Below are 24,472 nucleotides of genomic sequence, written 5' to 3'. Positions count from 1 at the left end.
GCTCAAACAATCATAAGGAATACGCTATGCCAACGGTTACTTTAGGCATCAACCCGCTCACCTGGACGAACGATGACTTGCCCAGCCTGGGCGGCGCAACACCGCTGGAAACCTGCTTGCAAGAAGGCCGCGAGGCAGGCTTTAGCGGCTTTGAACTGGGCAACAAATTTCCCCGCACGCCCGACGCCTTGAGTCAGGTGCTGAGCGCCCACGACCTGGCGCTTGTGTCGGGCTGGTACTCCGCGCAGCTGTTGGAGCGCAGCCCGGAAGAAGAGATTGACGCCATTCAGGATCATATGAACCTGCTCAAGGAATGCGGTGCGAAGGTAATGGTGCTGTGTGAAGTTACCCACTGTGTACACGGCGATCAGGAGCGCCCGCTCTCCCAGCGTCCGCACCTTTCCGAGCAAGAGTGGCAGCGCCTGCTGCATGGCCTGGATGTCGTGGGCGACTACCTGAAATCCCAGGGCATTCAGTTGGTGTATCACCATCACCTGGGCACGGTAATCGAAAGCCAGGCGGACGTTGAACGCTTAATGGACAACACCGGCGAAGGCGTGGGGCTGCTACTCGACTTTGGTCATTTGCGCGGTGCGGGCGGCGACCCGCTCGCCATCGCCAAACGCTACAGCGGGCGCATCCATCATGTGCACTGCAAAGACCTGCGCTTCCCAGTACTGGACGCAGTACGCAACCGCGACAAAAGCTTTTTAAACGGCGTGTTAGACGGCCTGTTTACGGTCCCGGGGGATGGCAATGTGGATTTCCTGCCCGCCTTAACCCACCTGTGCGAACAGGGCTATGAGGGTTGGCTGGTGGTTGAGGCCGAACAAGACCCGGAAGTTGCCCATCCGCTGACTTATGCCCGCCTGGGTTATCGCAACTTACGTCAACTTGCCGAGCAGGCAGGTTTCGACGTTGCTAGCTAAACAGCACCACAGCCGTAGCCTTTTAATCAGGAGCCTATATGCAAACGTTATCCCACTATCTTAATGGTCAGCTCTTTGCCGGTCAGAGCCAACGCACTTCGCCGGTCTATAATCCGGCCACCGGTGAGCAAAGCGCCCAGGTAGCGCTGGCCACCGCTGACGAAACTCGCGAAGCGGTGCGCATCGCCGATGAAGCTTTCGTCGCCTGGTCTAAAACCTCGCCGCTGAAGCGCGCGCGTATTCTTTTCAAGTTCAAGGCACTGGTCGAGGAACACACCGATGAGCTGGCGCGTCTGATCTCCAGCGAGCATGGCAAGGTGTTTTCTGACGCCAAAGGCGAAGTGACCCGGGGCCTGGAAGTGGTCGAGTTTGCCTGCGGCATTCCGCACCTGCAGAAGGGCGAGCACTCCACGAACGTCGGCACCGGCGTTGATAGCTACTCAATGATGCAGCCGCTGGGCGTGTGCGCAGGTATCTCGCCGTTCAACTTTCCTGCCATGGTGCCCATGTGGATGTTCCCCATTGCGCTTGCCTGCGGCAACACCTTTATCATGAAGCCTTCGGAAAAAGACCCCTCCACGCCGCTGCGCTTAGCCGAGCTGCTTAAAGAAGCGGGCCTACCGGATGGCGTCTTCAATGTCGTCAATGGCGATAAAGAAGCAGTGGATGTGCTGCTCACCGATGAGCGTGTCCAGGCAGTGAGCTTTGTGGGTTCCACGCCCATCGCTGAATATATTTACGCAACGGCATCAGCCCATGGCAAACGTGTTCAGGCCCTGGGCGGGGCTAAAAATCATATGGTAATCATGCCCGATGCGGATCTCGATCAAGCCGTGGGTGCCCTGATGGGCGCGGCCTATGGCTCGGCAGGCGAGCGCTGCATGGCGATTTCGGTAGCGGTGCCCGTGGGCGAAGAAACCGCCAACCGTCTGCGTGAAAAACTGGTGGCCGAACTGGATAAGCTGACGGTCGGCCCTGGCCTGGTCGATGGCCCGGATAATGATATGGGGCCGCTGATCACCCGCGAGCATCTTGAGAAAGTGGCAGGCTATATCCAGATTGGCGTGGATGAAGGCGCAGAACTCGTGGTCGACGGTCGCGAGACCACGGTCGATGGCGCAGGTGATGGCTACTTTATCGGAGGCAGTCTGTTTGACCATGTGACGCCCAGCATGCGTATTCACTCCGAGGAGATTTTTGGCCCGGTGCTGGCCATTGCTCGCGTGGAGAGCTTCGACGAGGCGGTCAGCATGATCAACGCCCACGAATACGGCAATGGCACGGCGATCTTTACCCGGGATGGTGATGCGGCGCGTCAGTACTGTGAGCAGATCCAGGTCGGCATGGTCGGCGTTAACGTACCGATCCCGGTACCTATGGCGTTCCACAGCTTCGGTGGCTGGAAGCGCTCGCTGTTTGGCCCGCTGCATATGCACGGCCCCGACGGTGTACGTTTCTACACGCGCATGAAGACCATCACCCAGCGCTGGCCCAGCGGCATTCGTGAAGAGACCAACCACTTCACCATGCCGACCATGTAAACAGTCTACGGGGCACGACATCATTCAACGCCGGGCCCAGCCCGGTGTTATTGTTTTCAAACAGGAATAATCACAATGAAAACCCTCAAAATTGGACTAATTGGCACCGGCTTTATGGGCAAAGCCCACGCTATCGCCTTTAATGCGGCGTCCAGTGTTTTTGAGTTGCCCGCTAAGCCCGTTTGCGAGCTGCTAGCGGACGTTAACCTTGCCTCCGCGGAGAGCCGGGCGCGGGCCTGGGGATTTGCCCGCGCCACCGACGATTGGCGCGAATTGGTAGAAGATAGGGAGGTGGACGTGGTGGATATCTGCGCGCCCAACTTCCTGCATAAAGAGATGGCACTGGCCGCCATTGCGGCGGGCAAGCATGTCTACGCCGAAAAACCGCTGGCACTGAGCACGGCAGATGCTGATGAGATGGTCGCTGCGGCTGAGAAGGCGGGCGTTAAAACCCTGGTGGGCTTTAACTATATTCGCAATTCCGCCACCCAGTTGGCCCGCCAGATTGTTGCCAGCGGCGACATCGGAGAGTTGATTCACTTTCGTGGTCGGCACAACGAGGATTACCTGCTCGACCCGCACAAGCCCCACGACTGGCATACAAAGCGGGCGACCGCAGGCGCCGGTGCGCTAGGCGATGTAGGGTCGCATATTCTCAATATGGCCGAGTTTTTAACCGGGCAGCGCATTACCGAAGTGTGTGGCCAACTACAAACCGTCATTCCCATGCGCCCCATGGCCGACGGCAACGGTATGGCGGCGGTAGAGAACGATGATCAAGCCCAGGCCATGCTGCGGTTTGACCAGGGGTTAATCGGTAATATCGAAACCTCCCGGGTCGCGGCCGGCCGCAAGATGGGCTTGGCCTACACGCTAACGGGCACCAAAGGCGCCATTGTGTTTGATCAGGAGCGCATGAGCGAGCTGCAGCTATACCGCCACGGCGATGCCCACGGCAGGCGCGGCTTCACCACCCTGTTAGCGGGCCCTGAACATCCCGACTATGCGGCGTTCAGCCCCGCACCGGGTCATGGTTTGGGCTATAATGATCAAAAGATTATTGAGGTGCGCGATCTAGTCGAAGGCATCATCAACGACCGCCCCCTCTATCCGGACTTTCGCGAAGCGGCCCGTGTTAATCACTTGATCGATGCTATAGAAAGGTCAGACAAGATCAGGCAGTGGGTGAGGGTGTCGTAGTTACTGAATAGTAGTTACTAAATAGTAGTTGCTACTGCCCTGGCGCCTGGGCCTTTCTATAAACGCCCAGGTGCCTGCCAGTGAAGAAAAGTCACAGAATAATCAGCGTCGCGAGCCCCAAAAACGACAGAAAGCCGGCCACATCGGTAACAGTGGTTAAAATCACCGCGCCCGATAACGCGGGGTCAATCTGCAGCCTTTTTAATACCAGGGGAATGAGTACGCCGGATAAGTTGGCAAGGCTCATGTTGATAAAGATGGCCATGGTGATGACGAGCGTAATCATGGCGTCGCCAAACCAAAGATGGGAAATCAAGCCGACCACTAATGCCCAGACCAAGCCGTTACTCATACCCACCCACATCTCTTTGTTATAAAGCCATTTTATATTATTACCCGCAAGCTGGCCCAGTGCCAGGCCGCGGATCACCACGGTGAGGGTTTGACTACCGGCAATACCACCCATGCTTGCTACTACCGGCATTAAAATGGCCAGCGCCACTATTTGATCCAATGCCGCTTCGAACTGGCCAATCACGAAGGACGCTAAAAAAGCGGTTAACAAATTGATACCCAGCCAGATGCCGCGGCTTTTCGCACTGCGGCTAATGGGGGTAAAAACTTCCTCTTCGTTACTGACGCCTGACATGTGTTTTAACGTCATGTCAGCATCGTCTTGGGTAATTTCTAATACGTCCGCGGCGTTTAGCTGGCCGACCAATAACCCATCGCTATCGCAAACGGGCACAAAAGGCAGCTCTTTAGAACGCAATAACGCCGCTGCATCACTGACTTTCATTTGATCATTTAGGGTGAAAAAGTCGTCCATATAATCATCAACCACGGCGTCTTGTGGTTGTTTGATTAAATCAATCAGGGTCAAAGTGCCGAGTAAGCGTTTGTCCTTATCCGTAATCATGATCTGCTGTGAATCATCGTCGAGCAGATGGTGGATTCGAATATAGCGCTGTACAGCCTCTAACGACACGCCCTGTTTTACATTGACCGTCTCGGGATCCATGTAACGGCCAACAACGTCATCTTCATAGGCGTGAAGATTCTCAACCTGGGCGCGGATCTCTTGGTCTAAGCTAGCGTAAACACTAGTTTTTATAGCCTCATCAGCAACATCTAAAACTTCAGCAACTTCTTGCGCATCCAAGCCTTTAACAATTTCCTCTACGTCGCTGGCCGATAAATCTTCGATGTAGTCAGCACGTATATCTTCGTCAACTTCGGCAAGAACCTCGCCGATTAAATCGCCAGGAATATATTCCCAAAGGAAATCTCGTGTTTTGGCAGGAAAAGATTCAAGTGTTCGCGCAATGCCTAAAACATCGACTTCGGTGAAAAAAGCCTCTAGAGCCGCCGTGTCTGAGGTGTCTAAAAGCTTCTGAAGATATAAGAGCTGCTCTTCGTTATTAGTATATTTTTCATCATCGCGCATAGCGTCCGTCCTTTTTGGAAACTAGGTACTAGGTGTTTAAAGCAATAAAATTGCAAACTCTTGGCGGCTCGCTTTGTTAAGTTTATAGGCTGGCTTGGTTGAAAGCTACGCGTACGCCATAGGCTAAGCGTTGCTGTGCGGAAACGGAGGGCACATCGGTGCCGATCATTTCATCGGCTGCGTCAGCCCAGGTCAGTGTGCCATGGGTGAAACCCAGCGGCGCCAGCGCGCGGCCAACCCACTGTGTGCCGGTAAAGCGTCGTGTCTCGCCGTCGGCGTTGACCAATAAGCTGACGGTACCCTGGCGGTGGAAGCGCACGATGTACCAGCCCATATCGAGTCCGTGTACTTCTACGGCCGGTAGTGGTGCTGCACATTGGGCAAGATCCTCAAGGGTGAGGTGGGCGGGAAGTATTGAAGACATGGCGTATCCTCATGAGTGAACATCTTATACGCCAAGACTAAAGGGTGTGCCTTATTTGTACAGCAGTAACCGTCTGATCCACGTTATTGAGGCGCTGGATCAGACGCTTCGAGGTGGGCGTTTTATTCCTTATCCATTACGAAATAGGAAGCTATAGGCATTTAATGCCGGTACGCCGCCCAGGTGGGCGTAGAGCACTCTAGAGCCCGCTGGGAATTCACCGTTGCGCACCATATCAATCATGCCGTGCATGGATTTGCCTTCGTAAACGGGGTCGGTGAGTACGCCTTCCAAACGGGCGCACAGGCGAATGGCTTCCAGCGTACCTTCGTTGGGCAATCCATACTCTGGACCGCCGTAGCGGGTATCCAGAATGACATCGTCATCGTCAATGCCGCCTTCCAGCTCTACGAGTTCTGCCGTATTGCGCGCAATGCGCAGGATCTGTTCACGGGTTTGCTCAGGCTTGGCAGAGGCGTCAATGCCAATCACTCGCTGGGCACGGCCATCGGCGGCAAACCCAACCACCATGCCTGCCTGTGTGCTGCCGGTGACCGAGCACACCACGATATAGTCAAACGTGAAGCCTAGCTCTTTCTCCTGCTGGCGCACCTCTTCTGCAAAGCCCACAAAGCCTAAGCCGCCGTAAGGGTGCTCGGAGCAGCCAGCCGGAATCGGGAAGGGCTTGCCGCCCCGCTGGCGAACATCCTCCATCGCCTGCTCCCAGCTGGGACGAATGCCGATATCGAACCCCGCGTCATCCATGCGTACATCGGCGCCCATGATGCGCGACATCTCGATATTACCCACACGGTCATACACCGCATCGGAGTAGTTGACCCAGTTCTCCTGCACCAGTACGCACTGCATACCCAAGTGAGCGGCCACCGCGGCAACCTGGCGTGTCTGGTTGGATTGGATGCCACCAATTGATACCAGCGTATCGCAGCCCTGCTCAATCGCTTCGGGGATCAAATACTCCAGCTTGCGGGTTTTATTACCACCGAAGGCGAGGCCGCTGTTGCAGTCTTCGCGCTTGGCGTAGAGGTCCACTTCACCGCCTAAGTGTTCGCTTAACCGTTTGAGGGGCGTGATGGGAGAGGGTCCAAAAGTGAGCGGGTAACGAGGAAAGCGTTCTAGGTTCATAACAGGCTCCTGCTGTTCAGATATTGAATGCGATGTCTTAGCAAACGCTGCTATTTATACTAAGTGCTAGCCAATATTTTTGTGTTGCAAATTTATTGATTTATAAGCAATAACCGATGAGTTAAAGTAAAAAATATGGCTTTAAATGGTGTTTATAGACTTAAAAGGTAAATAATAGTGCGCTCAAAAACCTCCCGGTCACGCCCTGAGTCTGATGAACAGGCGGCTGAACTAGACCGAACAGATCGGCGACTTCTTAAACTGCTTCAGGAAGATGCCACGCTCTCAAATGTGGCGCTGGCAGAGCAGGTGAGTTTGAGTCCAGCGGCGTGCTTACGTCGGGTGGAGAAGCTCAAACGAGATGGGGTAATCAGCCGGGTGGTGGCGCATTTAGACCCGGAGCAGCTACAGGCGGGTATGGTGGTGTTGATTGGTGTGGTGCTGGATCGCTCGACGCCGGAATCCTTCGCCGCCTTTGAGGAGGCAGCTCAGAAGGTATCAGGCTGTATGGAGTGTCACGTGGTTACCGGGGAGTTTGACTACTTTATGCTGGTGCGCACCCGAGACAGCCAAAGCTTCAACAAATTGCATGCTGAGCAGTTGCTCTACCTGCCCGGCGTGCGCCAGATCCGCTCGTTTATGGGGCTGCGTCAGGTAGTCTCGACTCATAAGGTGCTGGTTTAGCTAATTAGATAGCGCTTGAAAACGAACGCGGTGAAAAGGCTAGTCGTTAGAGTAAGGTGAGGAAGCTGGCTCTGGCCGCGTTGCCAGCCAAAGGGCAATGACAAGCAGTAATGCAACCACCGCCCAGCGCAGCCAGCCGGGGCCGAGCGACCAAACAACGATCAGTGCACTCAAGGCGATCACGCTAACAGCCGCCAACTTAGCGCGCCGTGGGATCGCACGTTCTTGCTCCCAGGTAACCAGCAAAGGGCCCACATAGTGTCGGGAACGAATCCAGGCCTCAAAGCGCGGTGAGCCTTTGGAGGCACAGTAGACCGCCATGAGCATAAACACGGTGGTCGGCAGCAGGGGCAGGAAAATCCCCAGCACACCGATGCTAAAACTTATCCCTGCCAGCGCTACCCATAAGAGGCTGATCAGTCTCATTCTTGCTCCAAAATTGGCACACAGTGACACATATATAGCCCGTTACGTATGGATAAGTATGGACTTATATGAAGGCTTTGCCACCCAACAGGTTAATGCGCAAGAGAGGATGCCGCCTACTTTAAGGCGCCAGGGCGAGCAGGGGCTTGCCCTGGGGGCTGCCCTCAATGTGCTGTAGCTCGGCCGCGTAAATTTTCGCGATGGTTGCGGGGTTGAGCACCTGTTTGGGTAAGCCATGGTCAATACGCTGCCCTTGATGCAGCAACCATACCCGGTCAGCGTAGGTGCTGGCGAGATTAAGGTCGTGGAGCACACAAACAATCGCCATCCGGTGCTGTGCAGCCCAGCCGCAGAGTTGGCGCATCAAACGCTGCTGTTGGCCGATATCCAAGGCGCTAGTCGGTTCGTCCAGCAATAAGATGCCGCCATCCTTGGCAGTGGAAGAACACCTTGAGAGTAGCTGGCAGGCGCCTCGGGCGATCATCACCCGCTGGCGTTCGCCGCCGGAGAGCGAGAGCACACTACGCTTGGCGAGGTGGGTTAAGTCCAGGTCGTCGAGTAGCGCGGCGACCAGTGATTTGGAAGGATTACTGCCCAAGCTCACCAGCTCGTCGGTTTGCCAGTCAAAGCCGGGGAGTTCCTGCTGGGCGACCAGTGCTCGGCGATTGGCAAGCTCGGCGATGGGCCACTCGTTTAGGGATTTTTCATCTAACCGTAGCTCGCCCAGCTCGGCAGGGCGAAAGCCAGACAGCATGCTGAGCAGCGTGCTCTTGCCCGCGCCATTGGGGCCGACAATGGCCAGCAGCTCGCCAGGGCGAATCGTGCCATCCAAGGGAGCGATAGTGGGGGTGGTGGTTAAGCCAGCCTGATGGAGCGTTAGCATGCTCGGTTCCTGCGCATCAGTAGGTACAGGAAGTAGGGGCCGCCGAGCAGGCTGGTCAGCAGACCCACAGGAATTTCCGCCGGGGCAGCAACGGTGCGGGCCAAGGTATCAGCAACGACCAGCAGCAGCGCGCCGCCGATCATTGAGGCGGGCAGCAGCAGCCGATGGCCAGGCCCTAACCAAAGCCGCAGGCAGTGGGGCACCAGTAGGCCTAAAAAGCCAATCACCCCGGTAAGCGCCACACACAGCCCGACGCCTAATGAGGTCGCGACCACCACCCGGCGTTTTAAGCGGCTTGCATCCAGCCCTGCGGCATGGGCGGTCGCTTCGCCTAGCTGGAGCAGGTCGAGTTCACGCGCGCTACGCATTAGCAGCCACAGAGCAGCGGCAATGAGTACCAGGGCGAGCGCCGTGGTGCGCCACAGGGCGTTAGTGAGCGTACCCATGCCCCATAAACTAAGCTGGCGAAGCTGCTCATCGCTGGCGATAAAGGCTAATACCCCACCGCCAGCCCCGGCTAGGGTGTTGATGGCCAAACCAGCCAGCAGCAGGGTCATCACAGCGGCACTGCCGCCGCCCTGGCGCTTGGCGATGCCAAAAACAATCAAACAGACGCATAAGGCGCCCAGAAAGCCTGCCGCAAACTGACCGTAAAGGCTGCCTGCGCCGCTGTCTTGAAAGAGCACAATCCACACTGCTACGAAAAGCCCGGCACCACTGGCAAGGCCGAGCAGGGTGGGGTCGGCCAGCGGGTTACGAAACAGCCCCTGCATGGCGGCGCCGCTACCGGCCAGCATTGCACCCACCGCCACACCCAGCAGTAAGCGCGGCAGGCGCAGCTGCCACCACACCTGAACACTAAGCGGATCGGCTTGGCCGCGTAGTACTCCCCACGGGGAGATGCCCAGCGCGCCAGAGGCGGCCGACCAGCCTAAGGCCAGTAGTAGTGCCGCGGTCAATCCGACGAGCACGCGGGTAGTGCGGCTAACCGGTAGCCACACCCGGAAACGGTCAGTGTTAGGTAGGGCTATCATGGGCTTAGCTGGGCGGTGCTGTTTTGAGTGCTAGTGGGTGCGCCAAGTAGCGCTTCAACGTCCTGGCGCAAGGCGAGTAGCTGATCGGGCGTGCGCGGGCCAAAGCCAAGCAGTGCCTGGTCATCAATGATAATCAGCTGTTGCTCCCGGCCTGCGGGGGTTAACGCCATACCGGGTAACTGCCACAGCGCGGCTTCGCCACCCATTGCCGCCAGACCCCGCTCGGAGACGATCACCACCTCCGGCGCTTGCCGGGCCAGGGCTTCGGCGCCCACGCTGTGGTAGCCCTGCATCTCGGCAAAGGCATTGGCCAGGCCCACCGCTTCGAGCGCGCTATGCGCTGCGGTATCGCTGCCCGCTGCACGGGGTGTTAAGCCGCTATGCTGCATGATAAACATGGCGCGGGTCGTCGGCAGGGCGGGCAGGTTGGCTAGCCGGTCAAGTTTGTCGTTCAAGGCATCTGCCAAGGCCTCTGCCGCGTCGCGACGGTCAGTCAGCTGGCCGACGGCTCGGACTTTATCGGCAATGGCATTGAGGGTGGGTGGGGCGCTGATAATCTCTACGCTGACACCGACAGCCGCTAGTTGCTCCAGCACTTCCTTGGGGCCTGCGTGCCCGGCGGCCAACACCTGGTCAGGTTTAACCGACAGGACGCTTTCAGCGGAGAGCTGGCGCAGGTAGCCCACCGAGGGCAGCGCTGCCATGGCGGGTGGATGCACGACCGTGTCATCCCGAGCAATGACGTTGATATCGGCATCCAGGGCGGCCAGGGTTTCGGCGATATCGCCGCCCAGCACCACCCAGCGCTCGTCAGCATGGGCCAAAGGTGCGCCAGCCAGTAGCCATCCCAATAAGGCTATCCCCAACAACCGCGTCTTTACATGGTAGGACGTCATGCTACTGCCTCTTGGCTGCCGAGTTCATCCAGCAATTGCCGCCACTCGCGCCGCTCCGTGCGTCCCTCCTGACGCTCGGCGTAGAGTTGCAGCACGAGTGAGCCTTGGGCATCGAAGGCTTCAATGCTGGTCACGCCGCCGTCGCGGTTGGGTTTGCTGACTTGCCACACTTGGTCGATAGCGGTGTCATCAAGGTGCAGGGTGAACTGCTCACCAAATAGATTCAGCCAGCCGCGGGCGCGTTGCGGGATGGGTAATTTGCCGGTGCGGATCTGCACGCAGCCGGGGCTGGCGACAAACAGCATCAATGGCAGCGCGCGTTGACTGGCATGCTCAAGCACCGTTTCAAGGGCATTAACGGGCAGCGCGCGGGTATAGCGGCCTTCCATTAATTGGTTGGCCTCAATACGCTCCAGATGATGGCGCTGGAGGAGGGCAAAGAACTGGTGTACGTCGCGCATCGCGCCCCACTCGCTAGCGAGGGTCGGCGCTTCGGGCAGCGGGCGCTTTAGGCGGGGCATGCTCTGGGTAAACGCCGGCGTATCCCGGGTGCCCAAGGCCGCTAAGGCACCCCAGGGGCGCGGCAGCGGGTTCTCCAGGGCAAAGCATTTGTGAACGGCGCAGCCATGTTGATTGAATATCTGCAGGCTCCAGCGCCAATGCGCCTCTTGCGCGCTGGTGGCCAGCATAGGATCACGAATCAGGCAGGCCCAGTGCCAGTTCGTGTAGAGCAAGCGTAGATCCAGGCCGCCAGGGTCGAGCAACAGGCCCGTATGTTCCCCGCCGCTAAGTTCAGGGTAATCGCCGGTTTGCTCTAGCACGGCCAGCCGGGAGCGGGTCAACGCCTTCACCCGCCCCAGTTGGGGCAGGTAGGCGGCGATATCGCTGGGCGAGAGCGGCAGTGTCCACACGTCGCGCCCTAAACGGGCGGCCTGCAGCTCGCCTTCACTGATCGATAAGCGCTCGGCAATCTCAATCGCAGGTAGCCGCGGCTGCGCGGCGCGCGCTGCGTCAAAGGCTTCAATAATCGCGATCTGTTGGGATGGAATCATGACGCACCTCTATCGGGTTGACTGCATGGATTTACCACTGCCAGTTGAGGGTGGCGAACAGGCTGCGCCCATCGCCCAGGCTGCCGTCGGGGCGGTACCACACCTTGTCGCCAATATTGGCAAGGCGCAGCGAGGTATCCACGGCCGGGGTGAGTTGCCAGGCGAGATGTACATCGTGCAGGCCGTAACCGGGCAGGCGCTCGTCATCGCCCTGCTTATCGAAGGATTGGGCAAAGCGCGCTTGCCAGCCCACACGGACATTGCTGTTACTAAGTGCTAGCTCACTCCCCAGGGTGGCTTCCAACGGTGTTTGACTGCCCAGCGGTTCGCCAGAATCGCGGTCTTTACCGGAGACTTCCGAAAGGCCCACAAAGCTGGTGAGTAACGGGAAAGCGCTAGGCTGCCAAGTCACCCGGGCGTCATAGCCCCATAGCTGGGTGCGCTGAACGTTCACTGCCTGGGTGGTGCCCGCCATAATATCGACCTGGGTGTCGATAAAATCGTCGGCGCGGGTGTCAAAGTAGCTTGCACGAACCTGCCAATCGCCCTGATGCCAGACCACGCCGCTTTCCCAGGTGTGGCTGGATTCAGGCGAGAGATTGGGATTGGGAATCCAGTAGTTATCCGGTGTACAAAAGAAGGGACCAGCGCAGAAACCGGCAAAGTGGCGCTCGTTGGCGTAAAGCTCGGAAAGGCTAGGGGCACGGAAGGCTTCGGCGTACCCGGAGAACAGCATCAGGGCATCGTCGGGCCGCCAAGCAAGGCGAAAGCGCGGTGACACTTGGTCGTGGACGCTATCAGCGCCGTTTTGGCCACTGGCGTCGTAACGGTCGTAGCGGGCTCCCAAGCCAACATCAAACTGCCCGGCGCCGCCATCGGCTAAATAGCGCCCAGCGGTAAGGGTGGTGTCGAGATAGGCTGACTGGGTGTCGATATCGGCTTTAGGAAAGCCATTCGCTTCGCCATCTGGCTGTTGGCGTGCCTGCTCCAATTCGGCACCGAACACCAGCGTTTGTGAGAGCCAGCCGTGATCCATAGTGTGGAAGCCGTCGCTCTGGAGACCGACCCGCTCTAGGGTGCGGTTGGCCTGGGGCTCGTCGATATCCTGCTGGCTAAAGGTAAGCTGCGAAGTGACTTCGGTGGCCGCGCTGGGCTGCCAGCGGTGGCCCAACTGGACGTTGTTGCTTTCCACATCGCGGTCACGCAGCGGATTGCTGGCATCGGTGGAAAGCTGTTGTGGGTTGGCGGGCTGGGTGGCGTCTTCGTCGTAATGCTGCCAGCTCATAAATAACCGCTGATCGTCGCTTGGCTCCCAACCGCCTTTTAACAGCAGGCTATTGAGCGTTGCATCCTCTTTGGCTTCATCGCCCCCGGCGCGGCGAATATCGCCGGATTCACTGCGGCCGATTGAAAACAGGCCATCCACCTGGCCGTTGGCGGTATCGCGGCGACCAAAGGCAGTCAGGCTGCCGCGCAGTTCGTCGCTGGCCGTCGCACCGCCTACGGAAAGGCGTACGCCGCTATCTTCGCCCGGGGCAAGCAGGTCGTTGGCATCCATACTGGTGAAGCTGACCACGCCGCCCATGGCATTGCTGCCATACAGGCTAGATAGTGCTCCGCGCGCTATCTGTACTTCTTGAATCAAACCTGGGTCGAGGAAGAAGTTGCCGATGTGGCCGGTGGATATATCCTGGCGAACCCCATCTAACCGCACCAGCACTCCTTTGCTGCCAAAACCGCGCATACTCAAGGTTTGGCCATTTCGGCGCCCTTGGCCCGCCACGTGCAGTCCGGGTTGGCGGCTAAGCACGTCTTCAACCCGGCTGGCGGTGGCCAGCACCGCATCATCGCGATCAATAATATCGATAATCAGCGGCGCCCGGGAAAGGTCAGTCGGCGCTCGGGTGCCGGTGACCGTCACAGGGTTAAGTTCGGCGTCGTCTGCTTGGGCGGCTAGCAGTGGGAGCAGCGTTAAACAGAGGCCACCAAAAGCGTGTGTGTGGTTCATAAGCCAGAGAGTTCCAACAAGGATAAGTGGAAGAAATCGCTGGCTGGGTGCGATGGGCTACCTGGCTGGCTTTACTTTATACATCTTTAAATTAATCAAAAATCTAAATATTAAGAGCTTTAGGCGTTAAGGATTAACTTGCCGCTTTTCGTAAGGCGCAACACGTAGCGGCGCTGTTCATGGTGAATAACCAACTGGCCTGCGTTGCCAAGTAATTCGCTGCTATCCACCTCGCGTGGCGTCGAGGTCGATGTATCTCCCTGGCCAGTGCCCTTATCGGGTGACTGCATGAGAGAGTAACTCCTATGTTAATGATAACTATTAGCGTTAGATTAGCAGGGTTGCAGGCATCGCTCAATAGGGTTGGGTAGTAAAGGTGGCTAGCATTCGACCGTTCTTCATCTAACTGCAGGCACTCCGTCATCGTGCTGTCATTAAGCTTCTCTAGTGTCTCCTTACGTTCAATCGTTGACCTACAAACGATCAGGGGGAGACCAAAATGAGTAAAGAGATCGAAGATCATCGGCTGTTTAACCACAGCGGCAACCAACCTTTTGCCGAGGTATTGGCGCGCCATGTATCCCGGCGTGATGTAATGCGCGGTGGCTTGAGCGTGGCGGCCGCCTCGATGCTTAGTTTTGGTGGTGCCGCTCAGGCACTTGCCTCAAACGGGTCACAAAAAACACCGCTCACGCTGGCGTTTGAAGCGGTTAATGGCTCACGTACCGATGCCGTGGTGGTGCCGGAAGGCTATGTGGCACAAGTCTTGGTGCCGTGGGGTACGCCGCTGAACCAAAATGTTACCTGGCAGCCCGAACAGCCGATGACCGCTGAGCGTCAGGCGGAGAGTGTGGGCATGCACCATGACGGCATGGCCGGTTTTGCCCTGGATACCGACAACGCCTCACGGCGTTTTGTGCTGGCGCTCAACAATGAGTATATCGACCAAGCCGCCCTGTGGGCGTCCCAAGGCGGACCCACTAACGCGGATGAGGGGGAACGCCCGGCGGAGGAGTCGCGCACCGAGATCAATGCTCACGGTGTTACCATTGTCGAGGTTGAAAAAGACGCCAACGGCCAATGGGCGCATGTACTGGGCTCGCGCTATAACCGCCGCTTTACCAGCGCAACGGAAATGGATCTGGCTGGCCCTGTGGCGGGAAGTGACTACGCTAAAACGCGCTTTTCGCCAGCGGGCACTCAAACCCGTGGTACCAACAATAATTGTGGTAACGGGGTAACGCCCTGGGGCACCTATATTGCCTGTGAAGAGAACTGGCCCGATATCTTTGTGAACCGCGGTGAACGCTTCCAGGACGATGCGCGGATTGGTATTCCCACCGATAAAAGCCGCTATGGTTGGGATACTTCGGCAGGCGATGCCTCCGAACAGAATGATGAATTTGCTCGCTTCGATATTACCCCGCGCGGCGAGCGTGCTGAAGATGATTACCGCAACGAAGCACGCACGTTCGGCTACCAGGTGGAAGTCGATCCCTACAGTGATGCCTTGGCCGTTAAGCGTACGGCACTTGGGCGTTTTCGCCATGAAGGGTGTTGGTTAGGCAAACTGGAAGCCGGTCAGCCAGTGGTTTACTACTCGGGGCACGATGCCCGCAACGAGTACGTATATAAGTATGTTTCTGATGTTGCCTGGGATCCCGCCGATGCCAACCGCCCAGGTGAAGAGTATGATCGTCTTGCCATTGGCAACAAATATTTGGATAACGGCACACTCTATGTGGCCCGTTTCCACGCTGACGGCAGCGGCGAATGGCTGCCGCTAACGCCCACTGCTCAAACGCGCGATGGCGGAACGCTGGCGGCGGCCTTGGGGCTAGCAGACGGCGATGCGGCAGGTATCATCATCAATACCTGCGATGCAGCGGATTTGTTGGGCGCCACGCCAATGGATCGCCCAGAGTGGGCTTCTGTTGATCCCGCCTCGGGCGAGGTGTATCTCACCCTGACCAATAACTCACAGCGCATCGCTGAAGATACACAGCCAACCTACACCAACAACGGTGAGCGCTTGGAACAAGTAGGTGTTGGTTACGATTTAGCGCCCACCAATGCCGCCAACCCTCGCGCCAATAACGAAGCGGGGCATATTATTCGCTGGCGAGAAAGCCGGTTGCCCAATGCCTTTACTTGGGAGGTGTTTGTGTTTGGCGCGGCCGCTGACGATGCGGATAACCACTCTGGCCTGACAGAAATGAATCAGTTCGCCAGCCCCGATGGGCTCTGGTTCGACGAGCGAGAAGACGGTCAGGGTATCCTCTGGATTCAGACCGACAACGGTTATGAAGGGGTAACCGAGTACACCAACGACCAGCTGCTTGCCGTGGTACCTAATGGGCTAGACGACATTCAGGGAACCGGCCCGGTGATTAACAGCAGCAACCAGCAGCAACTTAAGCGCTTTGCGGTAGGGCCGAACGGCTGCGAAGTCACCGGTATTTTTGCCACGCCGGATAAAACCGCGCTGTTTATTAATATTCAGCACCCCGGTAACTGGCCCGCTGATGGTGATGCACTTGTGCAAGATGCCACTATCGCCACGAGCGGCGAGGTGCGCCCTCGGGCATCTACCGTTGTTATTCAGAAGCGCGACGGCGGCCCGGTCGGGGTGTAAAAGCTAGGTATAACCAGTCGTTATCTCATCTATAACCAAAGCGTCGAACCCACCCAGGTTCGACGCTTTTTTGATGACGAGCCTCTAACGCTTGGTTGACCTAGCCGTGACGGCTTTTCCAAAAAGCTTGATTCGACCCCTGCTCAAGCGTCTCCACAACGAGTCGCTGCCACGGCTAGGGGATTATCAAGTCGCGCTGATGAAGCGTTCAGGCAATGGTGTGCCAGCAAGGTATTGGCTGGGCTAGTAGACAACGCCCTCTATCTAGCCAAAGAAAAAGGGCGCGATCATGTTTCAACGGGTGGTTTATTAAAATCAACGAAACAGGTTTAAGCCTGATCGCGATCAACCGCAAACCGTGCCCAAGCCTGACGCACCGGCATAATTTCCAAGCGATTAATATTGATATGCGGCGGCAGTGTCGCGAGGTAATAAAGCTGCTCGGCAATGTCCTCGGCCTGAAGTGGCGTGGTGCCTTCGTAAAGCGCATCCGAAGCGGCCTGATCGCCTCTGGTTCTGACCAGCGTGAATTCGGTTTCCGCCATGCCGGGCGCTAGGTCAGTCACTCGCACGCCAGTACCTAACAGATCGCAGCGCAGGTTGTAGCTGAACTGCTGAACAAAGGCTTTCGACGCACCATACACATGCCCGCCCGGATAGGGCCACTGCCCGGCTACCGAGCCAAGGTTAAGAATACTCGCGCCTTCGCTGTTTTTAAGCAGTAGCGGCAACGCTGCATGGGTTACGTTGACCAAACCGGTGATATTGGTGTCGATCATGGTGTGCCAATCCTCCAGCGCCACCTTTTGCGCCGGTTCCGGTGCCAGGGCTAACCCCGCATTATTGATTAAACACGTCAGCGGCAAAAACGCTTCCGGCAAGTTGCTAATAGATTGCGTAACAGCGTCACTGTCGCGGACATCCAGCGGCATTGTCAGCACATTTACTTGCTGACTTAGTTCTTTTTCCAGGGCATCTAAACGTTCCTGGCGGCGGCCGGTTAAAATCAACGACCAGCCCGCTTTGGCAAAGCGCTGGGCAGCCGCTTTGCCAAACCCTGACGTCGCTCCGGTAATAAGTACGCTAGGCATTGCAATTTCTCCATGTTATTCAATTAATTAAAAGTAAACAGTTAAAAGGAGATGAGCCATGTTTTTACATTACTGTAAGCAACGCTGGCTCAAGCCTTTAGAGCCAGTTAGTGGCTGTCGTTGTGACATCACTCGTCTGTCCCTTTGCTACGTAACGACTGGCCCTACAGCCTAAACGGTAGAACTCACTAGGCTGGCAAGCACACTATTTCTTAATGAATTAATTAGGGTGTCAGCTATGAATACCAATATTGCCGCTTCACATCCACCTGAAAGCGATGTGGATAATGCTTACGTACACACCTTAGACCGTCAGTATGTGTTCCACTCCTGGGCGCAGCAAGGCAGTTTAGACCCGATGGTGATTGGCTAACTTGGCATCGAGGCTGAAAGATGGGGCAGCGTTGCACTAGGCTGAGATAAACATACACAGGAGGCGCTTTATGAGGACCCCACTGGACTCGATTGTCAGCGAATTTGAAATTCAGGAGCAGGCAGATAGCTACCAAACGCTGGTTCCGCGAGCGCGTGCAAGCCATTGAAGAAGCGACTGAGGTGCTACCCCCAGCTTCCTACCTGTATGGCCCCGGTCGCGTTGTCGATACCCAAGAAGCTGTGGTGCACATTAACTATATGTTGTGGCTTACTGCTTAGCATCAGGCTGTATTGAGGTAGTTAACGTCCTGCACGCACGCTAGGAATACCCTTAGCTAGATCATTACCCCAACTGCCTGCGCCAGCGGTTCTCTATGGTATCTAGCTCTGCCGGGCCGTACTGCGCATGATCATGCTGCCCGTAGTAGGCCCATAATTGATCGCCATAATCGAAGTGCCACCATTCGCTGGGCAGGTTAGTGAAGCCTTGTTGATGCAGGGTGTGATACAGCAGGCGGCGGTGGTCCCGCGCCTTATGTTGCTGTGTGGTAAGCATTTCCAGCTTTTCAAAATAGTCGCTGTGAGAAGCCGGTAGCGCCTCGTCAAACAACGTACCCATATCCAGCGGCAGGCCATCGGCATCACAGAGCGTGACATCGACGGCACCGCCGGTGAGGTGCGGGCTGGGGGCTAAAGGGTCGCGGCTGGGTACCGAAACAAACTCTCTTGTACGCTCCAATAGCTCCGCTTCACTGAGATCTGGATGGTGGTAGTGGATGGCTTCTTGCAGGGTATCAAACAAGTACTGCTGCACCCGCCATGGCCGCCAGCCATCTAGTACGATCAACCCGATACCCTCGGGTAAGCTGCGTGCTGCAGCGAGTAGCGCCCGATAAACCCCCTCACGAACGAAACAATCCGGCACCGCACCTGGAATACCCAGCCGAGCATAGGCGGGGAACACGCTGATCGGTGCCGGGGCGAGGCTCATCGGTACCAGGCGCTCGCCGTTATCTTCAATCGGCGCACGGCGCAGCTGATCCCAGCAGGGGGCTGGGTGGCTAGGTATAGGCGGTAAGGCCTTCAATAGTGTGCTCAAAGGCATTTGTTATCCAAGCTGGTTATCAAAATTGATGACGCCCAGATGTATCGGGTCGATACCATCCACCATAGCCACCGGCGCAAAGATCGGCGTCAGGAGCATCAATGCCGATACCTCCTCCATAGACATGCCCGTGATGAAAGTGATGGCGCTAAGCAGGGGCAAGATCACGATGCCATTGTCCACTTAGGGCGATAGCAGCGAAACAAACTGAGCCGGCATCTGCGCATAGGCGAGTAGCCAGCTAATCGCCGCCGAGGCCGCCAACTAGCTCAGCGGCTGGGTGCTTGCTGAGCGCGGCTGTTTCTATTCTCCACCGCATCCGCGAGCATATCGGCGGTGATGGCGGAAAGGGTCCAGCCCAGGTGGCCGTGGCCGGTATTGTAGAACACCGTGGGTAATTTGCCGGGGCCGACCTTGGGCAGCATATTGGGAAGCATTGGCCGCAGGCCTGCCCAGGGCACCACGCGGCGGGTGCTGACGCCGGGGAAGCACTCTTCCACCCAACGGATCAGCGGGCGGATGCGATTGTCGCGGATATCGCGGTTATAACCGTTAAACTCGGCGGTGCCGGCGATTCGAAAACGCTCGTCGCCTAAGCGGCTGGTCACCAGTTTGGTTTCGTCATCAAGCAGGCTAACGGTGGGGGCGGCCTGTTGAGAGGCTTCGTCGTCAAGCTGCACGGTAATTGAGTAGCCTTTTACGGGGTAGACATTGACGCGGTCGCCCAGTTTGGCGGCCAGGGCGCGGCTGCCTACGCCTGCACAGATCACCACGCTATCAAAGGTTTCGCGCACCGGTTCAGCGTTAGCCTCGCCTTCAAGCGTGGCGGTGATCCAGGCGTGCTGTTGATCGGCGCCGATATCCTGCACGCTGTGACCATATTTAAAGGTGACGCCGCGGCGATCGGCGGCCTGTGCCAAGCCATGGGTAAACTTATGAATATCGCCGGTGGCATCGCTTTCGGTGAAAAAGCCACCGTAGTAATTGCCCGCCAGGGTGGGTTCGATAGCGCGCATCTCTTCAGGGGTTACCGGTTGGCGTTCCAGGCCGCCTTTGCTGAGCAGTTTTGACACCTTGGCCGCGTGGTCATAGCCCGCTTTGTCGCGGTAGATATGCAGAATGCCTTTCTGCTTGAGGTCGAAACCGATCTGCTCGTCCTTTGCCCACTGAAACAGATGTTCGCGTGCTGCAATAGCCAAGCGCGTTGTTTCTATCGTGTTGTCGGCATACTTGGGAATCGCGGCCATAAACTCGCCGAACCAGCTGAGCTTATGCCAGCTGGGGCGAGGGTTAACCAGCAGCGGAGCATCGTTTTTGAACATCCAGCGCAGGCCTTTGATGACGGTAGGCCAATGGTTCCACACTTCGGCATTAGAGGCTGACAGCTGACCGCCGTTGGCAAACGATGTCTCCATCGCCGCGTAGCGATGCTTTTCAAAGACGGTAACGTCATAGCCACGTTTGGCCAGGGCGTAGGCGCTGGTAATACCCGTGATACCACCACCAATAACGGCAATGCGTTGCATAACTCTCTCCAGATTGTATGAGCGTCGGGAATCCCACCTAACGGTGTAGCTGCTGGGCGTACCCCTTCCGTCATGGAACCTGAGAGATTCACGCACCGCTGGGTGCGCTTGCTCCTTCGGTGGGCTGAGTGACGCAGTCATCAGCCGCTCTTCGGAAAGTGAGTGTGATAGCGGTCCGGTTGCCTGAGAGTTTCCGGGGTTGTTGCTCCTTCGGCGCCAGCGTCATCAGATGCGCTGATCTCTCCCGCTATTACTTTGCTGTTAATAATTAGTTGTTAATAAAACGTGATTCGCTATTTTAAACGTAACCATTTTTAACACGGAAGTCGACCAAGGTCATGAACGCTTATTCCACTGGCTTTATACCAAAGGCTGTGCGCGCTTGATGATCGCCGCGCAATCCAGCCCGGTGGGTAGCGTGCCACTATTCGGACTGTTTTGATTGGCAAGCCTTCCTGCGCAAAACGCATCAGCAACGTAGCTGGGGGCATGCTGTACCAGCAGGGCGCCCTGTAACGCCAGAGCCATGCCGTCTGCCAGTTGGCGGGCACGGTACTGAAGTGCTTGAGTATCCTGCATATCCCGCTTTAATTGGTGAATAAAGCGGTCAAGATGCCCATTGGCGCCCTGTGAAAGGCCGAGTTCGGCAAAGTAGGCGTCGAGCACCTCGGGCTGTTTTTCAATCGCGCGTAGAATATCAAGGCACTGCACATTACCGCTGCCTTCCCAGATGGCATTGATGGGGGACTCGCGGAATAAGCGCGGCATGATATGAGTCTCCATGACGCCGCTTCCGCCAATCACCTCCATTGCCTCGTAGGCGTGGTGGGGCGTGCGCTTACAGATCCAGTACTTGCCGACGGGGGTAGCAATGCGAGAAAGCAGGCGCTCATGCTCGTTGTCTTGATGATCCATAGCCCGGGCCATACGTAGCATCAAGGTAGTGGCGGCTTCGCTCTCAAGCGCTAAGTCCGCAAGTAAATTTTGCATCAGCGGCTGTTCGCTCAAGCGCGCACCAAAGGCCTGCCGATGTGAGGCGTGGTGAATGGCCTGGGCGGTGGCCTGGCGCATTCCGGCCGCAGAGCCGATCATGCAGTCGTAGCGAGTCATGGCGACCATCTCAATGATAGTGCGTACGCCGCGGCCCTCTTCGCCGACCATCCAGGCAAAGGCGCCGCGCAGCTCGGTCTCGCTGGAGGCATTCGCTACGTTGCCCATCTTGCGTTTCAACTGCTGAATATGCAGCGGGTTTTTGCTGCCATCGGGCCGCCAGCGGGGCAACAGAAAGCAGCTTAAGCCGCCGGGCGCCTGGGCGAGCACCAAGAAGGCGTCGCACATGGGCGCCGAGACAAACCATTTATGCCCCACCAGTTCATAGGCTTCTCCCGGCCCGCCTTGATCAATCGGGTAGGCGCGGGTGGTGTTCAGGCGCACATCGGAGCCGCCCTGCTTTTCGGTCATCGCCATGCCAAGGGTGACGCCCTGTTTCTCGAAATAAGGGACGTTGCGCGGATCGTAATGAGGCGCGGTGATTTTATCCCCCCACTCGGCGAATAGGTTGGGTTGATGGCGCAGCGCTGGCAAGGCGGCGAACGTCATGGTAATCGGGCAGCCGTGCGCTGCTTCCACCTGGGTGTGCAGAAAGTAGTTGGCGGCTCGGGCTACGTGCGCCCCTGGCTGAGGGCTGCGCCAGGGGCTGGCGTGCAGGCCTTGCTCCACCGCCGTTTGCATGAGCTTATGATAGGCCGGGTGAAACTCGACCAGGTCGACCCGATGCCCTTGCCGGTCGTGAGTGAATAACTGCGGTGCGTGGTGATTGGCTTCAAACCCGAGCGCAATGGCTTCGGCTGAACCGGCCCACTGGCCAAACGATTGTAGGCGTTTGTCGGCGTCGGCGGCACCTTCGCGTTTGACGCCCTCTTGAAGGGCTTGATCAGCGGTGTAGCTATTGTAATTTTCCAGCGTTGGCGGCTGGTTTTCCACTCGATGGGTGCTGGCTTGAAGTTGTTCGGCAAGCGGGTAGTCATTCGTCATGGCGAGAACCTGATGTCAGATAATTGTATTTATTTAAACGATCGTTTTATAACTATTATAGTAGTTGCTTGGCAGGGAGGACGCTAATAGATGAATACATAGAGTAGGGGGAGCGTCTTCTGCTTTGCTCAACCAGCCTATTTGACCGACAATGCTGGGCTTATCATTTCACCCTTGGATACTATTGATGCAAGCAAACGCAATGCAGGCAAACGGCTTTTTTGACGAAACCGGCGAGTCCATCGGCGAAGCCATCCGCGTGGTAGTGGATTTTTTGTTAGGTATTTTTACCAACTTCTTCGCCGCATTCGGCGATTTCATCGACGGCTTGACCCGTTCGCTGGGAATCAATGATTCGTTTTTTAGCATTGCCGTCTTAGTGATTGGGCTGTTGATTCTATGGGGTGGTTTGCGTGCGTTTCTGCGCGGATCTTTGATAGGCGGTGTTTTACGTACCCTGCTGGGGCTGTTTATTCTCTCGTGGCTGATGATGTAAAGGCGCGTCGTTCAGGCTGATTCCAAGTGCTTCTCAAGCGCAAAAATATGCGCGTCCTCCACACCTAGCTCGCGTAGCGCCTTGGCTAGATTGACCAAATACTCGCGGTTAGAGCCGCTGGGGCCATGGGCGTTAGCAATTTGCTGGGCGATATCGGCAAGTGGCGCCTCGCCAAGAAAAGCAGGGTTGTCTTCGCTGGCCAAATAAATAAGCCCCTCGCTCTGACCGGCCTCTCTGCCATTATGGGCAAGAAAGGTCAGCGGTACTTTTTCTCGCAAATAGCCGTTCTTCTCACGTATATCTAACGGTGCCAGTATTTCTGGCGTAATGCGATAGGCCATGCCATGGCACACTGCGCCTTGGGCGCGAATTAACGTGGCGACACGCCCCGGTGATTCCAGTGTGCCGCGGTGGTCGTGGGAGCCTTGCCAAAAACGCCTTGCCCAGCCGGTAATGTAGGCGGGCTGGCGTTCTAAGTAAGCAAAATCAGCCTTCCAGATCAGCGAGCCGTAGCCGAATAACCATATAGCCGCATGGCCTTCGAAGAAGTTTCTTTGCTGGTTTATAGCAGTGGTATCAAGCAACATAAGGCATCTAGGTGTTTACCCGAATGGCAGCGCGCAATGGCGTTAACGATTATCCATCATCCTGGTTATACGATTGATTTACCAGCCAGCCACCCCTTTCCGATGGAGAAATTTCGCGTGCTTCGCCAACGGCTCGGTGAGCAGTCTTTGGCGACACCCATTGAGTGGCTAACGCCAAAACCCGCGAGTATTGACGCCTTGGCGCGCGTGCATACCCGCGCCTATCTGGATGCCTTTTTGCACGGCGCGCTTAATCGGGCCGACCAGCGTCGCAGCGGGTTTGTGTGGTCTCAGGCGTTAGTTGAACGCGTACGGCTAGAAACCGGTGGCACGCTGATGACCTTAGAAGCCGCTTTGGCGAGCGGTCTTGCCTGCAATTCAGCCGGCGGCACGCATCACGCCCATGCCGATGCGGCAAGTGGTTACTGTTTAATCAACGACCTTGCCGTGGCAGCGGCCCATGCACTGGCCCTGGGTTGGGTGGAGCGGGTGCTGATTGTCGATTGCGATGTTCACCAAGGCGATGGCACGGCACGGATGTTTGAAGGGGTCTCGGGGGTGTTTACCTTTTCCATGCATGCTGGCGGCAACTTTCCCGCGCGCAAGGCCAAAAGCGATTTAGATGTCGCCCTGCCCAATGGGATGGAAGACGAGGCCTACCTAGCGGTGCTGGCATCGCGATTGCCAGGGCTGCTGGCGGCCTATCAGCCTGACGTGGTGCTTTACGATGCTGGCGTGGATGTGCATCGTGACGACCGCTTGGGCTATTTAGCGCTTAGCAGCCAAGGGCTTTACGCGCGGGATGCCTATGTGCTGACCTGCTGCCGCGAAGCAGGTATTCCCGTCGCCGCGGTGATTGGCGGTGGTTACGACCGTGATATTGTTTTGCTGGCTGACCGACACGCACAGCTTCATCGAGCAGCGGCGGATGTGCTTGAGCGCATCGGCTAGTA

Annotated in this window: 23 protein-coding genes, 1 pseudogene and 1 riboswitch; of the genes and pseudogenes, 8 read left to right on the top strand and 16 right to left on the bottom strand. The window is 57.0% G+C overall.

Annotation, left to right across the window (positions count from 1 at the left end):
- Positions 1-26: 26 nt before the first annotated feature.
- The 3 genes from iolE to RZA33_RS04725 all read left to right on the top strand — a co-directional run bounded on the left by iolE (position 27) and on the right by RZA33_RS04725 (position 3,670).
- On the top strand, positions 27-929 hold the full coding sequence (iolE, locus tag RZA33_RS04735) for a myo-inosose-2 dehydratase (RefSeq protein ID WP_317506700.1): 903 nt from the start codon (positions 27-29) through the stop codon (positions 927-929).
- Positions 930-967: 38 nt separating this feature from the next.
- Positions 968-2,470: a CoA-acylating methylmalonate-semialdehyde dehydrogenase gene (locus RZA33_RS04730; RefSeq protein ID WP_317506699.1), complete on the top strand. Its 1,503-nt coding sequence runs from the start codon at positions 968-970 to the stop codon at positions 2,468-2,470.
- A gap of 75 nt (positions 2,471-2,545) precedes the next feature.
- Complete coding sequence (locus RZA33_RS04725) at positions 2,546-3,670, top strand: Gfo/Idh/MocA family oxidoreductase (protein ID WP_317506698.1); 1,125 nt, start codon at positions 2,546-2,548, stop codon at positions 3,668-3,670.
- 91 nt (positions 3,671-3,761) lie between these two features.
- On the opposite strand, the gene mgtE is transcribed toward RZA33_RS04725, so the two are convergent.
- From mgtE to RZA33_RS04710, 3 genes are all read right to left on the bottom strand, one after another.
- On the bottom strand, positions 3,762-5,117 hold the full coding sequence (gene mgtE / locus RZA33_RS04720) for a magnesium transporter (RefSeq protein ID WP_317506697.1): 1,356 nt from the start codon (positions 5,115-5,117) through the stop codon (positions 3,762-3,764).
- Positions 5,118-5,199: 82 nt separating this feature from the next.
- Positions 5,200-5,541, bottom strand: coding sequence for a DUF6482 family protein (locus tag RZA33_RS04715; protein WP_317506696.1), 342 nt, complete (start codon positions 5,539-5,541; stop codon positions 5,200-5,202).
- A gap of 129 nt (positions 5,542-5,670) precedes the next feature.
- Positions 5,671-6,687 (bottom strand): 1-aminocyclopropane-1-carboxylate deaminase, encoded by a 1,017-nt coding sequence (locus RZA33_RS04710; protein WP_317506695.1) that lies wholly within the window; start codon positions 6,685-6,687, stop codon positions 5,671-5,673.
- A 177-nt stretch (positions 6,688-6,864) separates the two neighbouring features.
- Between RZA33_RS04710 and RZA33_RS04705 the strand changes: the two genes are divergently transcribed.
- Complete coding sequence (locus tag RZA33_RS04705; RefSeq protein ID WP_317506694.1) at positions 6,865-7,371, top strand: Lrp/AsnC family transcriptional regulator; 507 nt, start codon at positions 6,865-6,867, stop codon at positions 7,369-7,371.
- A 39-nt stretch (positions 7,372-7,410) separates the two neighbouring features.
- On the opposite strand, the gene RZA33_RS04700 is transcribed toward RZA33_RS04705, so the two are convergent.
- The 7 genes and pseudogenes from RZA33_RS04700 to hemP form a co-directional block, all read right to left on the bottom strand.
- Positions 7,411-7,797, bottom strand: coding sequence for a YbaN family protein (locus RZA33_RS04700; protein ID WP_317506693.1), 387 nt, complete (start codon positions 7,795-7,797; stop codon positions 7,411-7,413).
- A 121-nt stretch (positions 7,798-7,918) separates the two neighbouring features.
- Positions 7,919-8,620 (bottom strand): annotated as a pseudogene (locus tag RZA33_RS04695) (ATP-binding cassette domain-containing protein); the annotation flags it as partial.
- A 53-nt stretch (positions 8,621-8,673) separates the two neighbouring features.
- On the bottom strand, positions 8,674-9,714 hold the full coding sequence (locus tag RZA33_RS04690) for an iron ABC transporter permease (protein WP_317506691.1): 1,041 nt from the start codon (positions 9,712-9,714) through the stop codon (positions 8,674-8,676).
- Positions 9,711-10,610, bottom strand: coding sequence for a heme/hemin ABC transporter substrate-binding protein (locus tag RZA33_RS04685; RefSeq protein ID WP_317506690.1), 900 nt, complete (start codon positions 10,608-10,610; stop codon positions 9,711-9,713). Before RZA33_RS04685 ends, RZA33_RS04690 begins: the two co-directional genes overlap by 4 nt.
- The gene (locus tag RZA33_RS04680) at positions 10,607-11,662 is read right to left on the bottom strand and encodes a ChuX/HutX family heme-like substrate-binding protein (protein ID WP_317506689.1); all 1,056 of its coding nucleotides are present in this window, start codon (positions 11,660-11,662) and stop codon (positions 10,607-10,609) included. The genes RZA33_RS04685 and RZA33_RS04680 overlap by 4 nt, the downstream gene beginning before the upstream one ends.
- A 31-nt stretch (positions 11,663-11,693) precedes the next feature.
- Positions 11,694-13,670 carry a TonB-dependent receptor domain-containing protein gene (locus RZA33_RS04675; protein WP_317506688.1) on the bottom strand — a complete coding sequence of 659 codons (1,977 nt, stop codon included), beginning with the start codon at positions 13,668-13,670 and terminating at the stop codon, positions 11,694-11,696.
- Between the two features lie 119 nt (positions 13,671-13,789).
- Complete coding sequence (hemP, locus tag RZA33_RS04670) at positions 13,790-13,960, bottom strand: hemin uptake protein HemP (protein WP_317506687.1); 171 nt, start codon at positions 13,958-13,960, stop codon at positions 13,790-13,792.
- Between the two features lie 209 nt (positions 13,961-14,169).
- Here hemP and RZA33_RS04665 point away from each other — a divergent pair, with 209 nt between their 5' ends.
- The gene (locus tag RZA33_RS04665) at positions 14,170-16,305 is read left to right on the top strand and encodes a PhoX family phosphatase (RefSeq protein ID WP_317506686.1); all 2,136 of its coding nucleotides are present in this window, start codon (positions 14,170-14,172) and stop codon (positions 16,303-16,305) included.
- A 329-nt stretch (positions 16,306-16,634) separates the two neighbouring features.
- Here RZA33_RS04665 and RZA33_RS04660 read toward each other — a convergent pair whose 3' ends face one another.
- Positions 16,635-17,396: an SDR family NAD(P)-dependent oxidoreductase gene (locus RZA33_RS04660; RefSeq protein WP_317506685.1), complete on the bottom strand. Its 762-nt coding sequence runs from the start codon at positions 17,394-17,396 to the stop codon at positions 16,635-16,637.
- Positions 17,397-17,634: 238 nt separating this feature from the next.
- Between RZA33_RS04660 and RZA33_RS04655 the strand changes: the two genes are divergently transcribed.
- The gene (locus tag RZA33_RS04655; RefSeq protein WP_317506684.1) at positions 17,635-17,769 is read left to right on the top strand and encodes a hypothetical protein; all 135 of its coding nucleotides are present in this window, start codon (positions 17,635-17,637) and stop codon (positions 17,767-17,769) included.
- Positions 17,770-18,114: 345 nt separating this feature from the next.
- Here RZA33_RS04655 and RZA33_RS04650 read toward each other — a convergent pair whose 3' ends face one another.
- The 4 genes from RZA33_RS04650 to RZA33_RS04635 all read right to left on the bottom strand — a co-directional run bounded on the left by RZA33_RS04650 (position 18,115) and on the right by RZA33_RS04635 (position 22,436).
- Entirely contained in the window at positions 18,115-18,876 is a 762-nt protein-coding gene (locus tag RZA33_RS04650; protein WP_317506683.1) for a M15 family metallopeptidase, read from the bottom strand.
- A 3-nt stretch (positions 18,877-18,879) separates the two neighbouring features.
- Complete coding sequence (locus RZA33_RS04645) at positions 18,880-19,044, bottom strand: TRAP transporter large permease subunit (protein ID WP_317506682.1); 165 nt, start codon at positions 19,042-19,044, stop codon at positions 18,880-18,882.
- Positions 19,045-19,145: 101 nt separating this feature from the next.
- A complete protein-coding gene (locus RZA33_RS04640) occupies positions 19,146-20,543 on the bottom strand; it encodes a D-amino acid dehydrogenase (protein ID WP_322976188.1) in 1,398 nt (465 codons plus the stop codon).
- Positions 20,544-20,563: 20 nt separating this feature from the next.
- Positions 20,564-20,659: riboswitch (glycine riboswitch) on the bottom strand.
- A gap of 103 nt (positions 20,660-20,762) precedes the next feature.
- Positions 20,763-22,436, bottom strand: a complete 1,674-nt coding sequence (locus RZA33_RS04635) for an isovaleryl-CoA dehydrogenase (protein ID WP_317506680.1) — start codon at positions 22,434-22,436, stop codon at positions 20,763-20,765.
- Between the two features lie 202 nt (positions 22,437-22,638).
- On the opposite strand from RZA33_RS04635, the gene RZA33_RS04630 reads away from it, so the two are divergent.
- Positions 22,639-22,932 (top strand): hypothetical protein, encoded by a 294-nt coding sequence (locus RZA33_RS04630; RefSeq protein ID WP_317506879.1) that lies wholly within the window; start codon positions 22,639-22,641, stop codon positions 22,930-22,932.
- Between the two features lie 11 nt (positions 22,933-22,943).
- On the opposite strand, the gene RZA33_RS04625 is transcribed toward RZA33_RS04630, so the two are convergent.
- Positions 22,944-23,519 (bottom strand): gamma-glutamylcyclotransferase, encoded by a 576-nt coding sequence (locus RZA33_RS04625; RefSeq protein WP_317506679.1) that lies wholly within the window; start codon positions 23,517-23,519, stop codon positions 22,944-22,946.
- Positions 23,520-23,555: 36 nt separating this feature from the next.
- Here RZA33_RS04625 and RZA33_RS04620 point away from each other — a divergent pair, with 36 nt between their 5' ends.
- The gene (locus RZA33_RS04620; protein WP_317506678.1) at positions 23,556-24,470 is read left to right on the top strand and encodes a histone deacetylase; all 915 of its coding nucleotides are present in this window, start codon (positions 23,556-23,558) and stop codon (positions 24,468-24,470) included.
- Positions 24,471-24,472 lie beyond the last annotated feature (2 nt).

Origin of the sequence: Halovibrio sp. HP20-59, assembly GCF_033052795.2 — a bacterium.
Taxonomy (GTDB): Bacteria; Pseudomonadota; Gammaproteobacteria; order Pseudomonadales; family Halomonadaceae; genus Vreelandella.
This window is presented reverse-complemented; position numbering and strand designations above follow the sequence as displayed.

Bases quoted from the DNA above. Each gene is read 5' to 3' on its own strand.
- iolE (WP_317506700.1), top strand. From the start codon at position 27: ATGCCAACGGTTACTTTAGGCATCAACCCGCTCACCTGGACGAACGAT.
- RZA33_RS04730 (WP_317506699.1), top strand. From the start codon at position 968: ATGCAAACGTTATCCCACTATCTTAATGGTCAGCTCTTTGCCGGTCAG.
- RZA33_RS04725 (WP_317506698.1), top strand. From the start codon at position 2,546: ATGAAAACCCTCAAAATTGGACTAATTGGCACCGGCTTTATGGGCAAA.
- mgtE (WP_317506697.1), bottom strand. From the start codon at position 5,117: ATGCGCGATGATGAAAAATATACTAATAACGAAGAGCAGCTCTTATAT.
- RZA33_RS04715 (WP_317506696.1), bottom strand. From the start codon at position 5,541: ATGTCTTCAATACTTCCCGCCCACCTCACCCTTGAGGATCTTGCCCAA.
- RZA33_RS04710 (WP_317506695.1), bottom strand. From the start codon at position 6,687: ATGAACCTAGAACGCTTTCCTCGTTACCCGCTCACTTTTGGACCCTCT.
- RZA33_RS04700 (WP_317506693.1), bottom strand. From the start codon at position 7,797: ATGAGACTGATCAGCCTCTTATGGGTAGCGCTGGCAGGGATAAGTTTT.
- RZA33_RS04690 (WP_317506691.1), bottom strand. From the start codon at position 9,714: ATGATAGCCCTACCTAACACTGACCGTTTCCGGGTGTGGCTACCGGTT.
- RZA33_RS04685 (WP_317506690.1), bottom strand. From the start codon at position 10,610: ATGACGTCCTACCATGTAAAGACGCGGTTGTTGGGGATAGCCTTATTG.
- RZA33_RS04680 (WP_317506689.1), bottom strand. From the start codon at position 11,662: ATGATTCCATCCCAACAGATCGCGATTATTGAAGCCTTTGACGCAGCG.
- RZA33_RS04675 (WP_317506688.1), bottom strand. From the start codon at position 13,670: ATGAACCACACACACGCTTTTGGTGGCCTCTGTTTAACGCTGCTCCCA.
- hemP (WP_317506687.1), bottom strand. From the start codon at position 13,960: ATGCAGTCACCCGATAAGGGCACTGGCCAGGGAGATACATCGACCTCG.
- RZA33_RS04665 (WP_317506686.1), top strand. From the start codon at position 14,170: ATGAGTAAAGAGATCGAAGATCATCGGCTGTTTAACCACAGCGGCAAC.
- RZA33_RS04660 (WP_317506685.1), bottom strand. From the start codon at position 17,396: ATGCCTAGCGTACTTATTACCGGAGCGACGTCAGGGTTTGGCAAAGCG.
- RZA33_RS04655 (WP_317506684.1), top strand. From the start codon at position 17,635: ATGAATACCAATATTGCCGCTTCACATCCACCTGAAAGCGATGTGGAT.
- RZA33_RS04650 (WP_317506683.1), bottom strand. From the start codon at position 18,876: ATGCCTTTGAGCACACTATTGAAGGCCTTACCGCCTATACCTAGCCAC.
- RZA33_RS04640 (WP_322976188.1), bottom strand. From the start codon at position 20,543: ATGACTGCGTCACTCAGCCCACCGAAGGAGCAAGCGCACCCAGCGGTG.
- RZA33_RS04635 (WP_317506680.1), bottom strand. From the start codon at position 22,436: ATGACGAATGACTACCCGCTTGCCGAACAACTTCAAGCCAGCACCCAT.
- RZA33_RS04630 (WP_317506879.1), top strand. From the start codon at position 22,639: ATGCAGGCAAACGGCTTTTTTGACGAAACCGGCGAGTCCATCGGCGAA.
- RZA33_RS04625 (WP_317506679.1), bottom strand. From the start codon at position 23,519: ATGTTGCTTGATACCACTGCTATAAACCAGCAAAGAAACTTCTTCGAA.
- RZA33_RS04620 (WP_317506678.1), top strand. From the start codon at position 23,556: ATGGCGTTAACGATTATCCATCATCCTGGTTATACGATTGATTTACCA.